Below are 14,589 nucleotides of genomic sequence, written 5' to 3' on the forward strand. Positions count from 1 at the left end.
CAACAAATCAGAAAAAAAATGGGGATTGCATAATAAGATAGATTGTTTTCCTCTGTCCTTTACAAAAAAGCACTACCCACAGGGAGAGGACGCGAAAATGTTTGTGCGATGTCGAGTTCGGCTTACACTGTGACGGAACAAATGGAGGCGGCGACTTTATTTACTCCCCAAGTTTACAGCAACCGCCAAATTTTGTTTAACGCGCAAGCTGCCAAACGTCAAATTTGCTCAATTTGGTCTATCGAAATCATGCTGAGACAAATTTTGATGAATCAAACCAATGCCACGGGAGGAGACTTTGAAGGGCGCAAATACCGCTATCTCTATCTTTATCCCGCTTACTTCTTTACTCCAGAAACCAACAAATTTCTTCAGAAAGCTTACAGTTGGATTGCTAGGACGAGATTTGATGCTGATATTCGCAAGCATTTAATTACTGACAAACAAATTGCCAATTTTACCCTTGACAATTATCAACAAGTTGATTCATTATTGATTCAGGAGAATTTGCCAGCAGAAGACGATCGCACTTTCAAGATCGGCTATCCCGACAATCAACCGCTGACCTTTTTCTTCTTAGCTTTGCCACCGGGAAAAGATGCCACAGATACCGAATCCTGGGTAATGCCGACTTGGTTAGCCTTTGCTTTACCGCTAATTCTCGATGTCAAAACAGTTGCATCCGAGTCGCCAGTCCCGCCCTTTATTAGCGGTGCAGATTTTGAAAAAACTGTTGTGATTGATGGCGAACATCAAGCAATTCGTTCTCTGATTAAGCAAGATGAATATCGCTTAGACGGCATTTTGCCTCCGCCATCAAATCCGCCTAAAATTTCACCGCTAAATGCTTTAAGTGCCGCTTACTGCATTCACTTAGAAGTCAACCGCAAAAAAGATGGCAATCCCGACTGGGGGAAATTGTCAGATTTAGCACGCGATTTAGAAACCAGTCCTCTTTATGTCTTTCACTACCTGAATAAATGGCTGCGGAAACAAGACAAAATCGAGTCTGTGCCGATTGCCAAAATCCGCCTGTACCTAAATTTTTACTACTACTTTCAACCCCAAGGAGAAACCATGAATCAAATGCGAGAATTGACCGAACTGTACCGCCGCTTTTATCGGGCAAAAAGTCAATATGCGAAAGCTAATGCCGTGCTGAAACCTATTGACGAAGCTGCTGACGTTATTCTGAAATTTGATAAATCTTTAGCCAACAATACTGAATCTTTAACAGATATTGTGGCGGGACGTTTGTCAAAGCTGATGAATAACGTGCGGCGGCGGGCGGCGGAAGGCAAACCAAGACTTGCTTTTGTTGATGGGAAGTGGAAACCTGCTTTGACTTCTGAGGAAGAACGGCAAGCAATTTATGATTTTGCTAAGTATTTTGTGGAGGTAATTTTTGATGGGAGTCTGAAGGGCGATCGCGCGCGTTTAGCAGGCACTCAACTCAACTTGATTCGGGATACTTGCGATTACCTTTATCGCTTGGAAGATGACAAAGAACGCCGGGAACGCAAACAGGATGAACCTGATGAAATTCCCGAATTAGAAGCAGAATCACTCTAACTTATCCGCAGTTGTTTAATCATTACTTACTGGAGAATCCAACCATGAAATTTCTGAAAACTCTTGATTCAAAATTATTTCACGATGAAATTCCCGCAAAACCGATGGGAAAATACGCTCATTTTATCACCGTTCGCGTCACCGAATCTTATCCGCTGTTTCAGACAGACGGCGAATTGAATAAAGCCAGAGTAAGTGCTGGAATTGAAGACAAAACGCACATCAGCCGTTTAGCAATGTTTAAGCGGAAACAGTCTACACCAGAACGCTTGACAGGACGGGAGTTGCTGCGAAATTACAAAATTGGCGACTGGGAAAAGTGCGACTACAACGTCGATTTTAGCAAAACTACTCCTGATTGCATTTTGTACGGTTTTGCGATCGGCGATTCCGGTTCTGAGAAATCCAAAGTAGTTGTAGACACTGCTTATTCCATTACCCCCTTCGACGATTCTCACCTCAATTTCACCCTCAATGCACCGTTTGAAAGCGGAACAATGAGCCGTCAGGGAGAAGTTACCAGTCGCATCAACAGTCAAGACCACATTTTGCCTCAAGTCTTTTTTCCCAGCATTGTAACCTTGAAAGACCCGACAGAAACTGGTTTTATCTACGTTTTTAATAACATTCTCCGAACGCGGCACTACGGAGCGCAAACTACTCGCACGGGTCGAGTTCGCAATGAATTGATCGGGGTAATTTTTGCTGATGGCGAGATTGTTAGCAATCTGCGGTGGACGCAAAAAATCTACGATTTGATGAGTGCTGCTGGCAAAATTAATCCCCCAGATCCTCTCAATGAAAATGATGTTTTGACTCATGCGAATCGAGCAATTACTGAACTGATGGAGGGAGAGTGCATCTCGCACCGCGATTTTCTCGGCGAATCTTTTGATAGCCTTTTGGCGGAGGTTAAATCGATTTCCAGCAATGAAACTAAACTGCAAGCAATGCTGACTCAAGCCAATACCGAATCAACAGCTTACGCTCAGAAACATATCTTAAAGAGTTCTGAAAAAGGCAAGAAAGGTAAGAAAGCAGTTGCACCTACGGAGTAAAAATCGTGGCTTTTATTTACCGCTGTCAAATCGAGTTGCACGATAGCCTTTATTTTGCAACTCGCGAGATAGGGAGACTTTACGAAACAGAGCCAGTAATTCACAATTACGCGCTTTGTTACGCCCTCGGTTTGGTGGATAGCGAAATCTATTCCACCACCGTTTCTGAAGAACATTCCTATCGCTATTTCTGTCCCGAACAAGTTCCTAAATACGAGCGGCATTTAACCGCGCTCAACCAACAGAGGATTTATGTTACTCCGGCGCGATCTATTTCTCACTCCTCTACTCTCAACACTTGGAAATACGCCAACAATAACTATCACGTTGAGATGGAGAAAACCCAGAAAAATATCCCCGGTTTTGGCAGAACAAAAGAAATTGCGCCGGAAAGCAAATTTGAGTTTTTCATAATTTCAGATAAGTCTCTGAAACTGGCAAAGTGGATACGGTTGGGAAAGTGGATGAGCAAAGCAGCCGTCGAAATTTTAGAACAGAAGGAAGTGAAGCGATCGCCCTCAGAAACAGACTTCATTTTTCCCTATCTTCTCAACCCTTTAGATGTGATATTTTCCCATCAAGTGATTAGCTACGATGTGGTTAATATGCCTCCGGTTAGCCTCATCCAAAATGTCAAAATGCTAGGGCGATATTACGAGTTTGACCAACTCAAAATTCCAGCTTGTATGGAATACCGTTTTAGGGCTGATTAATAGGAGGCAGAGCCTCGAGAAATGCGTTCCCAGGTTGAACCTGGGAACGATAAAAACTAAACCAATTTTAAGCATTAACCATTAACCAATATGCCACACAGCCTAGTCCTCAACATCCTTCCCCTGGCCCCAATTCCCCCCGGATACCTCACCGGAAGACACCTGCACGCCCTCTTCCTCACCCTCGTGAGTTCCGTTGACAAAAAACTCGGTGATTACCTCCACGAAGCCACCGCCCAAAAATCCTTCACTCTCAGCCCTTTGCAAACTAAAAAATGCCCTTTCAAAAAACACCATTCCCTGCAATGGGAACACACACAATCGATTCCAGCACACTCTCTCTGTTGGTGGCGGATTACTCTCCTTGATGACACTTTATTTGGCAAGTTAACGAATCTTTGGCTGAATCTCAATCCCTCCAAGCCGTGGCACCTTGGCCCGGCGGATTTGGTGATTGCGAATATCCTGGGGACTGCTCAATTAGATCAACCTTGGGCTAATGCTTGTACTTACTCTCAACTTTACGAACAAGCTTCGGAAACTAACCGCTTAATTGCCTTCAGTTTTGCGACTCCTACTACTTTTAGGCAAGGGAAATTCGATTCGGTGATTCCTACTAGAGATTGCGTTTTTAATAGTCTCCTCAGTCGGTGGAATAAGTACAGCCCGATCGCAATTCCGGATCTTTCCTTAGATGCACTTTTTTCGACATTTGTCAATATCCGGACTGAAAAGTTGACTAACTATGAAAGCAATTTTGTCGGCATGGTTGGGGAGGTTAGTTATCGGATTTTGGGAGATGTGGAGCCTTTAATGATTAAGCAAGTTAATGCTTTGGCTGATTTTGCTGTTTACTGCGGGGTGGGGAGAAAAACTCCGATGGGGATGGGAATGACTAGGCGAATAGTTGTTAAAAAAAGTTCTTGAAACTTAACGTAAAACCCATAGTCCGGCAGGGGTTGAAACCCCTGCCTCAAAGCTAAAGTCCTCTTAAGAGGACTGCAAGTATGAATGATCAAATTACTTCTTCAGTCGGTTTCAACCTTTGTGCTTACTGTTACCGATAAGCTCAAAATATCATCAATGATTAAATTACTTCTTCAGTCGGTTTCAATCTTGGCGCTTACTGTTACCGATAAGCTCAAAATATCATCAATGATTAAATTACTTCTTCAGTCGGTTTCAACCGACTTTAGCTATGAGACAGGGGTTTCAACCCCTGGCGGACTGGCGGATAACTGGCGGATAACTGGCAAATCGCTAATTCCTCAAATTCTTTCGCCCCCACGGCAAAATTAAATGTTTCAACCCCTGGCGGACTGGCGGATCGCTAATTCCCAATTACCAATCTCTTACAAACCATCAAAATTATGAATGATTTTGATTACATTTCTATTGCGTCGCTTAACCAGTATTCCTATTGCGCTCACCGCTGCTGGCGGATGTTTTGTGCGGGGGAATTTGCGGACAATCAGTATACCATTGAAGGGACGACTTTGCACGATCGCGTTCACAGGATGGGCGAAATTAACCGGGATGAAACTTGGCAGGTGCGGGCGATTTGGCTGAAATCCGAGCGCTATAAACTGATTGGTAAATCGGATTTGATTGAGTCTGCTGAGGGGGAGATTTATCCGGTGGAATACAAGCGGGGAGGGAAGGGGGAATGGGATAATGATGAGTTGCAAGTTTGCGCTCAAGCGCTTTGTTTGGAGGAGATGACGGGGAAAACTATTGCGGCTGGATATGTGTATTACGCGCAGTCGCACCAGCGACAATTAGTGGAGATTTCTGAGCAATTGAGAGAAGAGGCGATCGCCACTATCAACGCTATCCAAATTTTACTACAAACTGGCAAAATGCCTCCAGCTTATTATAGCAAACGCTGTCAAGGTTGCAGCCTTTATCAGCAATGTTTGCCGCAAGCTGCACAGAAAGTCCTGCGGTATCAAGAAGCAAGTTAACCAGCAAATAGGAGAATTGACAATGGGAACAGTTTATATTACTCAAGAAGATGCTTTTATCGGCAAAGTTGACGAACGTCTTACGGTTAAAGCTGACAAAAAAAATCTGTTGGACGTGCCATTAATCAAAATTGATGGGGTTGTTGCTTTGGGACGGGCCACAGTTTCGCCTGCTGTGGTGGTGGAACTTTTGGAACGTCACATTCCTTTGAGTTTTTTGACGGTAAACGGACGTTATTTGGGGAGGTTGGAACCGGAAATGACGAAAAACATTTTTGTGCGAAAAGCTCAGTGGCAAGCGGCTGGGGAATCGGAAAAGTCGGTACATTTAGTGAGAGGGTTTGTACGGGGGAAGCTCAAGAATTACCGCAATACTTTGTTAGAATGTCAGCGCAAATATTCTCCCCAGGATTTGGAAAAACCGATCGCACAATTGAAACAAGTCATCGCGTCTATTGAGAAAACTTCGAGTATTAATTCTCTGCGAGGATTGGAGGGGGCGGGTAGCGCGACTTATTTTGGCTGCTTCAATCGGCTGATTCGGGTGCCGGATTTTAGCTTTGAAGTTCGCCGCCGCCGTCCGCCTACGGATCCGGTAAATTCTCTGTTAAGTTTGGGATATTCTCTGCTGCGGCACGATGTTCAAAGTGCGGTAAATATTGTGGGGTTCGATCCGTATTTGGGATATTTGCATTTCGAGCGCTATGGCCGTCCTTCCTTAGCACTGGATTTGATGGAAGAATTTCGACCTTTGGTAGTTGATGCTGTAGTGTTGACGGCGATAAATTTGCAGAAAGTTTCCCCTCAGGATTTTACGGCAGAACCGCTGAGCGGGGCGGTTTCTTTAACAAAAGAAGGGCTGCACAATTTTTTGCGACTTTACGAGCAAAAGAAACAGTCAAAGTTCAAGCATCCAGTCATGGGAAAGTTGTGTAGCTATCAAGAAGCGTTTGAGATTCAAGGGCGGCTGATGGCTAAGTATTTGATGGGTGAAGTTGATAAGTATCCACCTTTGATTTTGAAATAGGGAGGGCGATCGAGTTATGTTTGTTTTGGTTTGCTATGATATATCTGAGGACAAGCGCCGCACTAAGATTCACAATATTCTCAAGTCTTATGGGGAATGGAAGCAGTATTCGGTGTTTCATTGCGAGGTGACGGATACCCAGTATGCTCGGATGCGCCAACGTCTGAGTAGGGTGATTAAGTCGGAAGAAGATAGTATTCTGTTTCACTTTTTGTGTGCTTGCTGTCAGGGGAAGATAGAGCGGATTGGTGGCAGGGCACCGCTGGATACTACGATCTTTATGGTTTGATTTTGCGTCTGGCTATAGGTGTTGAAGGGAGGGGGTGAATTTTAATGGTCGAAAGCTTTACTAGGACTGGGTTTGCAGTGGTTTGTACGTCATGGGGGTCAGACGCAAATGCTGTAATGCTTACTGGGAAAGAGTTTGAGGTATATTTGAGTTTTGCTTTCTTGACAGGGCGATCGGCCAAATGGTATATTGATTCCATTCAGACGCAAATGAACCTTGAAAACCTTATATTTCAAGCCTCCTAGACCCCGGCGGCCGGAAAAAACCTAAAACCCTATCAGGGATTGAAACGAGCCGTATTCGATCGAACCGACTACTGAAGCATTGCCAGCGCTGGCCGGAAAAAACCTAAAACCCTATCAGGGATTGAAACACAGAAATCGATTCCTCTTTCCCCGAATCCAATGAGCCGGAAAAAACCTAAAACCCTATCAGGGATTGAAACTGCAGCGGCCATCGACCCTGCCTATAAAGCTACTGCCGGAAAAAACCTAAAACCCTATCAGGGATTGAAACGCTGCCGGCAAAAAGATTTATTTGGCTAACAGTAAAGCCGGAAAAAACCTAAAACCCTATCAGGGATTGAAACGTCGTAAAGAAGCTGATATCGCTTTGTTTCTACGCCGGAAAAAACCTAAAACCCTATCAGGGATTGAAACTGCGAAAAAGGCCCCAAGGAGATAGTCACATACTGAAGCCGGAAAAAACCTAAAACCCTATCAGGGATTGAAACCTATTGAATTGAAAGTTAAACCTTGTGAAACTTGGGCCGGAAAAAACCTAAAACCCTATCAGGGATTGAAACTTTTCAAGGATAAAACCTGAAGACGCCCTTACGCCAGGCCGGAAAAAACCTAAAACCCTATCAGGGATTGAAACACCCGCTTTTTTCACTTGACTTGCCAAGAGCGAATCCAGCCGGAAAAAACCTAAAACCCTATCAGGGATTGAAACTGACAATCTTATCTGTATTATTTAAATCAATAAGCCGGAAAAAACCTAAAACCCTATCAGGGATTGAAACGCGCCAAGTTTATCTCGTTTGGCTGACACTCAATTGAGCCGGAAAAAACCTAAAACCCTATCAGGGATTGAAACCTGTAATTTCAGAAGGGATAAATTCAATAGGGCTGCCGGAAAAAACCTAAAACCCTATCAGGGATTGAAACATTCTTCAGACAACCTAATCCTGCTATTAGTAACGCCGGAAAAAACCTAAAACCCTATCAGGGATTGAAACAATGTAATTTCTTCTGTTTGAGACTAGATAATACTCGCCGGAAAAAACCTAAAACCCTATCAGGGATTGAAACAAAGTTGGATCGAACTTTGTTAAAATTTCACCTCGGCCGGAAAAAACCTAAAACCCTATCAGGGATTGAAACAGAAATAGAAGCCGCACACGCGCCAATAGATTCTAGCCGGAAAAAACCTAAAACCCTATCAGGGATTGAAACGTGTCATCATCTATAGTGAAAGAGAATGTGCCAAGTATGCCGGAAAAAACCTAAAACCCTATCAGGGATTGAAACGTCCAAAAAGCTTTAGAAGATTTCCAAGTGCTACGCCGGAAAAAACCTAAAACCCTATCAGGGATTGAAACTAATCTTTCTAAAGTAGTAGGAATAGTAGAAGAACTGCCGGAAAAAACCTAAAACCCTATCAGGGATTGAAACAGTCATGATTATTTTTTTGGTTGGGTTAACGGCTGAAGCCGGAAAAAACCTAAAACCCTATCAGGGATTGAAACTAGATTTACTACCATCTCCTCTATTTTTTGGATAATAACGCCGGAAAAAACCTAAAACCCTATCAGGGATTGAAACTAGGAGTAGCACTCATAAATGTGTAGTGCTTGAAGCCGGAAAAAACCTAAAACCCTATCAGGGATTGAAACAATTCGAGTCGTTGCTCTCTCTTATTCCATTTACAGCCGGAAAAAACCTAAAACCCTATCAGGGATTGAAACGTGGATAGTACAGTTGCACCAGCGATCGCACACTACGGCCGGAAAAAACCTAAAACCCTATCAGGGATTGAAACGCCGTTGGGCATATCAGACAGGCGCTGCCGATAAGGGGCCGGAAAAAACCTAAAACCCTATCAGGGATTGAAACACAAAGTTCGGAAATATTTTAACCAGTCAACCCAAGCCGGAAAAAACCTAAAACCCTATCAGGGATTGAAACTAATCAATTTACTGGCGGTGGAACTGAATTTGAAAGCCGGAAAAAACCTAAAACCCTATCAGGGATTGAAACTTCTCAGACACTGGGCAAAAACTTTTAGCAACCCGGCCGGAAAAAACCTAAAACCCTATCAGGGATTGAAACTATTCCAAATAATTTCCATTCTGACTCAAATGTAGCCGGAAAAAACCTAAAACCCTATCAGGGATTGAAACAAAGCACAAGCTGTAGACGGCGAATCGCCGCATCAAGCCGGAAAAAACCTAAAACCCTATCAGGGATTGAAACCAGGAGACAGACAAGATGACACTGACGGCATCAGCAAAGCCGGAAAAAACCTAAAACCCTATCAGGGATTGAAACCTACCAGTTCCTGGCTTGAAAATCACCGCTTTAGGCCGGAAAAAACCTAAAACCCTATCAGGGATTGAAACAAGGATTGGGATGCAAAATCGGGGTTACTGCCAGCTAGCCGGAAAAAACCTAAAACCCTATCAGGGATTGAAACCTCAGCAAAATAAATATATAAACGCGGCTTTCCTTGCCGGAAAAAACCTAAAACCCTATCAGGGATTGAAACGAAGCAAAGCGAGACAAGGCAGAAAGGGACGCTTGCCGGAAAAAACCTAAAACCCTATCAGGGATTGAAACCTGCATTAGTTCCCGATCTTACTAATGCCAGCACAGCCGGAAAAAACCTAAAACCCTATCAGGGATTGAAACATATTGAGACAAAAAAATAGCTGAGTTAGTCAACCCAAGCCGGAAAAAACCTAAAACCCTATCAGGGATTGAAACTTGACCCTGTTGTGCTGCTAGCAGAAACGAGCAAGCCGGAAAAAACCTAAAACCCTATCAGGGATTGAAACATTGTATGCCCAACTAGACATCCACCGCCAGCGTTGGGGCATTTCGTGGCACAAGTTGGCGGCGCAAGCAAAGCCGGAAAAAACCTAAAACCCTATCAGGGATTGAAACAAGAGAACAACTGAGCTGCGATTGCAACTGCTGGACGAGGCCGGAAAAAACCTAAAACCCTATCAGGGATTGAAACTAACTCGATTGCCCGCCCGCTCCCATAATCCAAAGCCGGAAAAAACCTAAAACCCTATCAGGGATTGAAACGGGTTATTTGTGTGACTGCCACCGGGTACAGTGTCGCCGGAAAAAACCTAAAACCCTATCAGGGATTGAAACCAAGTTAATTTTTTCTAAATACCAGGCAAGTAGAGCCGGAAAAAACCTAAAACCCTATCAGGGATTGAAACTAAATGGCTCCCAGTATTCAAGCTTGCCTTTATGCAGCCGGAAAAAACCTAAAACCCTATCAGGGATTGAAACTAGTGCGTCGGCAAGAATGTCGGATGTAATACCTATGCCGGAAAAAACCTAAAACCCTATCAGGGATTGAAACTGCGGACGCACCAAGGATAAAGATTGTCGCATCAGCCGGAAAAAACCTAAAACCCTATCAGGGATTGAAACTCTGGATGACTCGCAAGGGGATGCCGGCATTGCGCCGGAAAAAACCTAAAACCCTATCAGGGATTGAAACTGCGGACGCACCAAGGATAAAGATTGTCGCATCAGCCGGAAAAAACCTAAAACCCTATCAGGGATTGAAACTAGCGATCGGGAAAGCCGACACGGACGCTGCCAGGCCGGAAAAAACCTAAAACCCTATCAGGGATTGAAACGGCAGTGTGAATGTAAAGTGAAATGGTTGCCAAAAGGCCGGAAAAAACCTAAAACCCTATCAGGGATTGAAACTGCCTCGATCGGCATTTGCAGAATCATTAATTGCCGGAAAAAACCTATTTCCCCATCTAGGGCTTGAAACGCCCAAACTACAAAATTATTGGCTCAAAAATAGACTTCTCCTCACTCTTTTTATCTCCTCCCATAACCTCAAGCAATCGATCGACAACCCGCCTCCAAGTAAAATTTTCAGTCACAAAACCCGGGCCCGCAACCCTAGCTTTCGCAGCGATTCCAGGCTGTTCGATCGCCCTTCGCATCAAATCTGTCAAATGTTCCCACTCAGGACCTAACATAAATAAAGTTTCCCCCTCCCTCGCCACAGCCATAAATTTACTTTCAATTTGCAGTGCAAAGTCCGATCGCGTAAAATCATCCGTAGGGCCGCCAAGAGTGCAAATCACCGGCAAACCGCAAGCAGCAGCTTCCAACACCGGCAGATTAAAACCTTCTGCCAAATACGGAGAAACACAAGCATCTGCTGCTTGGTAAAACTCAGCTATTTGAGCAAAAGATAGCTGCCCGCCAGTATAAATTAATCTCGGTAAAACTCTCGCTCTTTCCCCATCGTCGAGCACAACTCGGCAGGCTTCGGCAATCTCGTCTCTCGACGGATAAAGCACTTCTGAACCTTTTAAAACTAATCTCGCATCGGGATATTTGTCAACTACCGCAGCGAAGGCTTTTAATCAAGGGCGAATACCTTTGCGGTCCGTTTGCCCTCCGATGTTTAAAAATATAAAATAGTTTGACCAGCCCAACCTTTCGCCCAGCAATTGACGCCGATCGCCCGAGACAGGATAATAAATTTTAGGATCGATTCCCAAAGGTACCACCGCAATGCGATCGGCCTCAACACCGCTCCGAATTAACCCCGCTTTTGACCACTCCGACGGTGTAATAATTTTCGTTTCTGAATTAACCCCAGTTTCTGCGATCGACTTAACCCCCATCCCCTGCAATACTGTACTCGTAACAATCCCCCATTCTGTCGCTGCCAATCCCCAAGTTGTTGCGCTGCAGGATGCCGAGAAGTCCCAGGGGCAGTACATTCGCAGCGTCACATCCGCAGACTGATTTACCGCAGGGCTGTTAATGCTGCGGAGTAAAGTTTCATTTGGGCGATCGAACCAACTAAATTTTGTCTCCCAAGCAGCGTCTATATAGGCCATATCGCGGTGGAAAAGCTCAATTTGTCCTCGCGGGCGATTCCCTACGGGATAGCTGCGCTTCACGACCATTTCCAGCAGTTGAAATTGATTGGCTACACAATAAGAATGATAAATAAAACGCCAGCCTTCAACAATAATCTGCCATTCAAAACTGCCCCTTTTGGAATTAAAAATTTAACTAATAATCAGACATTGGTAATTAGCAACTAGCACTCAGAAATTACCAATTACCAATTATATTGTTTCCGGTAGCATCGGAATGATATAGAGGACACGGCAGTGCCGTGTCCCTACAATTAATGGGGGTAGGGACTAAGGCACTCGCCGTGTCCTGACTGTGAGTAATATTAATTCCGATGCTACCGGAGTTGATATTACCAATTACCAGAAAGAATTGATTTAAAGCCCAAAGCCCGATCGGGAGAAATTAAAAGAAGACTGTTCATTACTCCAATCCTGTTCCTTCCAGGTAGAGGTCGCTCTCTTGCCCTCAACTGTCAACTGTCAACTGTCAACTGTGAACCGAACAATTCCTTACTTAATCACTTGCCAATCCATAATCCGCCACTCTCCCTCTTGGCGGATCAAATCGTAGCGCACCCGCAGGTTTTCGTTGCGCGAAGAAACTGGCTGATCGCGATCGAACACTTCGGCTTTTTCAGCTACTTGGGCATCTACTTGGACGCGATCGGGATTAGTCGGATTTGCGGTAATTCCATTAACTTCCAGCTTGTGTACATAACGCTGGTAAGCGTTGTTTCGCTGTTGAGCTTCTGCCATTAATTGCCAGCGAGACAAAGCCGGTTCCGTGAGAACTTGCTTTAATTCTTCCACAGCGTGCTTAGGGCCCAAAGCCGCCGCTTTCGCCGACAGCCAGCTTTGAACTAACTCTCTTGCTGCTTCCTCAGTCATTGCTCCCGACGCCGCGGCCCTCGGCTCAGGGGCTGCGGAAACGGCGGGGATTTCTACCGGCGGTGCTTCCAGCCCGACGGAGGCTTGCTCTCCTTGCAGGGATGGACCCGACAGAGCTTGTATCGCGCTCGCCAACAAACTGAGTATTAACCACAGAAATAACAGGCTCACGACACCTGCGACTAGAAACAGAGCCAGCCTGTTTCGAGGCATGGACTTGACTTTGGCGGAAATTTGTGCTGCCTGGGTGCGGGTGCGATCGACCAAATCGCCTGTTAGGCCCTTGCCGCTTGCTCCGCTGCGCCCTGAATTTTTGCGTCTGCGTTGTTTAGAAGTCGAGTCTGGGGGAGGTCCCGCCGTAGCTGTCGGGAGAGACACGGCGGCACCCGGTCTCGGCACCGCCCCCGTTGCCGGGGATTTCGGTCCTGAGCCTGCGGTGGAGACGCCGGCTGGTACGGGGGTCAAAGTGACGGTACTGGCTCCCTGCTTGCTCGGTGGTGGGGGTACTGCTGCGGGCGATCGGCCTGCTGTCGGTTGCAGTCGCGCCGAGGGCTTGCCGGAGCGGGGCTGCACCACCACCCATTCATTAGCGGTTTCTGCCTCGAGCGGCAAAGCTTCTAGGTAAGCTTGTACTTTCGGGTCGGCAAAGTAATCTTTTAGGGATACTGACTGGTTTGCCAAGTCGCGGAAGTGGGGAAACACTTCTTCTTGCAGCCAGTGTTCGGCGTACAAGCACAGTCCGGGCAACAAATCGGGAGAATCTTGGGAATGTTCGCGAATGAAGGCGAGGGGTTCTTTTTCCGAACTCAGTTCCAGGGCTCTGCTGGCTTCTTCTGTCTGGCCCAGCAGCAGGGAACAAACGGCTTTTTCCAGGTGAACGTCTTGGCGGCGACCTAGCTGCATCAGCATCAGCTTGGCGCGACGGATCATCGATGGCTGTCTGGCGGCAAATCCTTGGGCTAACAGGGTGTAGACCGAGAGGTAAGTGGCGACTGCGGAGGGGCGGCCGGCTTCGGCTTCAAATAAAGCCTGCTGCTCGCTGCTGGTTAAGTGTTTCCGCATTTGCTGCACGAAGCGGAGGAAGTCTTCTATCCCTAAACCCGATCGATCGTCTCCCGATCCGTCTATCCCGCCTCGTTCTTGAAGCATTTCTCGCAGGATTTGCAGTCCCTTGCGACGCTCGGCGACTTTTTCTTCGGGGAGGGATAGTAACTCTAAAATGTTGTACGGACGCAATTTATATAGGTCGGCTTGCATTTCACCCCTCACGCTTGGAAATAAGCTTTCGCGCAGCAGCAGTTCTTGGCCTGCTTCTAATGATTTTGCAGCTTTTTCGTACTGACCTTGCTGCCACTGTTCGCGGCCGAGTTCTAGACAGGCAAGGCTGACGGTTAAAACTATATCTGGCCGCACGAGCTGGGGGTCGCCGAAACGACCTTCGGCTATCCCGATGCTGCCATTGTTGAGATACGGGCGACCCAGCTTCTGTACGAGTTCGTATTCCCCCAGTTCTTGCAGTACGAGCAGGGCTCCTACGAATTGGTTGTCATCGATTTCAATACTTGGAGTGTGCGGGTCGGGAGCAGCCTCTAAAGCCTTGGATTCTGCAGCAGCGGTTTCTCCTGCGTCTTGCAAAACTGTGGCCGTGCCTGCTGAGGTTTTCGACCTCTGGTGCTTGGCTTCGAGTGCGGCTTCCGACTCTCGATCGTAAGTTTTGGCTAAAAAACTGGCATCATAAGCTTTGCGCCCGTCTGAGTCTGACAGAACGGCGCAGGCTTCATCGAGCAGTTGTTTGCGGGCGACGATCGCAACTTCGGAATACTCCCTGCGCGGAAGCTGTAAAGTTCGATCGCGGTGAGCCTGCTGCAACTGTTCGGCAGTAGCTTGAATCGGTAGACCCAAAATCCGGTAGTAATCTAGTGGAATTAACACTCG

10 protein-coding genes, 1 pseudogene and 1 CRISPR repeat array are annotated in these 14,589 nt (G+C 46.0%); of the genes and pseudogenes, 8 read left to right on the forward strand and 3 right to left on the reverse strand.

Features of this window, described 5'->3' with window-relative positions; genetic code table 11:
- Nucleotides 1-42 precede the first annotated feature (42 nt).
- The 8 genes from cas10d (at nucleotide 43) to cas2 (ending at nucleotide 6,623) form a co-directional block, all read left to right on the forward strand.
- Entirely contained in the window at nucleotides 43-1,572 is a 1,530-nt protein-coding gene (gene cas10d, locus QUB56_RS15850) for a type I-D CRISPR-associated protein Cas10d/Csc3 (protein ID WP_332956340.1), read from the forward strand.
- 44 nt (nucleotides 1,573-1,616) lie between these two features.
- A complete protein-coding gene (gene cas7d / locus QUB56_RS15855; RefSeq protein WP_332956342.1) occupies nucleotides 1,617-2,630 on the forward strand; it encodes a type I-D CRISPR-associated protein Cas7/Csc2 in 1,014 nt (337 codons plus the stop codon).
- Nucleotides 2,631-2,635: 5 nt separating this feature from the next.
- The gene (gene cas5d, locus QUB56_RS15860; protein ID WP_332956343.1) at nucleotides 2,636-3,343 is read left to right on the forward strand and encodes a type I-D CRISPR-associated protein Cas5/Csc1; all 708 of its coding nucleotides are present in this window, start codon (nucleotides 2,636-2,638) and stop codon (nucleotides 3,341-3,343) included.
- A 90-nt stretch (nucleotides 3,344-3,433) separates the two neighbouring features.
- On the forward strand, nucleotides 3,434-4,270 hold the full coding sequence (cas6, locus tag QUB56_RS15865; RefSeq protein ID WP_332956345.1) for a CRISPR-associated endoribonuclease Cas6: 837 nt from the start codon (nucleotides 3,434-3,436) through the stop codon (nucleotides 4,268-4,270).
- An 84-nt stretch (nucleotides 4,271-4,354) separates the two neighbouring features.
- Complete coding sequence (locus QUB56_RS15870) at nucleotides 4,355-4,642, forward strand: hypothetical protein (RefSeq protein ID WP_332956347.1); 288 nt, start codon at nucleotides 4,355-4,357, stop codon at nucleotides 4,640-4,642.
- Nucleotides 4,643-4,713: 71 nt separating this feature from the next.
- A complete protein-coding gene (cas4, locus tag QUB56_RS15875; RefSeq protein ID WP_332956349.1) occupies nucleotides 4,714-5,307 on the forward strand; it encodes a CRISPR-associated protein Cas4 in 594 nt (197 codons plus the stop codon).
- A 22-nt stretch (nucleotides 5,308-5,329) separates the two neighbouring features.
- On the forward strand, nucleotides 5,330-6,334 hold the full coding sequence (cas1d, locus tag QUB56_RS15880; RefSeq protein ID WP_332956350.1) for a type I-D CRISPR-associated endonuclease Cas1d: 1,005 nt from the start codon (nucleotides 5,330-5,332) through the stop codon (nucleotides 6,332-6,334).
- A gap of 16 nt (nucleotides 6,335-6,350) precedes the next feature.
- Nucleotides 6,351-6,623: a CRISPR-associated endonuclease Cas2 gene (cas2, locus tag QUB56_RS15885; protein WP_332956351.1), complete on the forward strand. Its 273-nt coding sequence runs from the start codon at nucleotides 6,351-6,353 to the stop codon at nucleotides 6,621-6,623.
- A gap of 254 nt (nucleotides 6,624-6,877) precedes the next feature.
- A CRISPR array of direct repeats spans nucleotides 6,878-10,582; the repeat unit is 37 nt; unit sequence GCCGGAAAAAACCTAAAACCCTATCAGGGATTGAAAC.
- A gap of 77 nt (nucleotides 10,583-10,659) precedes the next feature.
- Here cas2 and QUB56_RS15890 read toward each other — a convergent pair.
- The 3 genes and pseudogenes from QUB56_RS15890 to QUB56_RS15900 form a co-directional block, all read right to left on the reverse strand.
- Nucleotides 10,660-11,247 (reverse strand): annotated as a pseudogene (locus QUB56_RS15890) (glycosyltransferase family 4 protein); the annotation flags it as partial.
- A 12-nt stretch (nucleotides 11,248-11,259) separates the two neighbouring features.
- Nucleotides 11,260-11,811 (reverse strand): hypothetical protein, encoded by a 552-nt coding sequence (locus tag QUB56_RS15895; protein ID WP_332956352.1) that lies wholly within the window; start codon nucleotides 11,809-11,811, stop codon nucleotides 11,260-11,262.
- Nucleotides 11,812-12,276: 465 nt separating this feature from the next.
- Nucleotides 12,277-14,586, reverse strand: coding sequence for an IMS domain-containing protein (locus QUB56_RS15900; RefSeq protein WP_332956354.1), 2,310 nt, complete (start codon nucleotides 14,584-14,586; stop codon nucleotides 12,277-12,279).
- Between the last annotated feature and the right edge of the window lie 3 nt (nucleotides 14,587-14,589).

The sequence above is a fragment of the Microcoleus sp. AR_TQ3_B6 genome, assembly GCF_036702785.1.
Taxonomy (GTDB): domain Bacteria; phylum Cyanobacteriota; class Cyanobacteriia; order Cyanobacteriales; family Microcoleaceae; genus Microcoleus.

Excerpts from the sequence above, each read along its gene's own strand:
- cas7d (WP_332956342.1), top strand. The coding sequence starts at position 1,617 with ATGAAATTTCTGAAAACTCTTGATTCAAAATTATTTCACGATGAAATT.
- cas6 (WP_332956345.1), top strand. The coding sequence starts at position 3,434 with ATGCCACACAGCCTAGTCCTCAACATCCTTCCCCTGGCCCCAATTCCC.
- QUB56_RS15870 (WP_332956347.1), top strand. The coding sequence starts at position 4,355 with ATGATCAAATTACTTCTTCAGTCGGTTTCAACCTTTGTGCTTACTGTT.
- cas4 (WP_332956349.1), top strand. The coding sequence starts at position 4,714 with ATGAATGATTTTGATTACATTTCTATTGCGTCGCTTAACCAGTATTCC.
- cas1d (WP_332956350.1), top strand. The coding sequence starts at position 5,330 with ATGGGAACAGTTTATATTACTCAAGAAGATGCTTTTATCGGCAAAGTT.
- cas2 (WP_332956351.1), top strand. The coding sequence starts at position 6,351 with ATGTTTGTTTTGGTTTGCTATGATATATCTGAGGACAAGCGCCGCACT.
- QUB56_RS15895 (WP_332956352.1), bottom strand. The coding sequence starts at position 11,811 with ATGGTCGTGAAGCGCAGCTATCCCGTAGGGAATCGCCCGCGAGGACAA.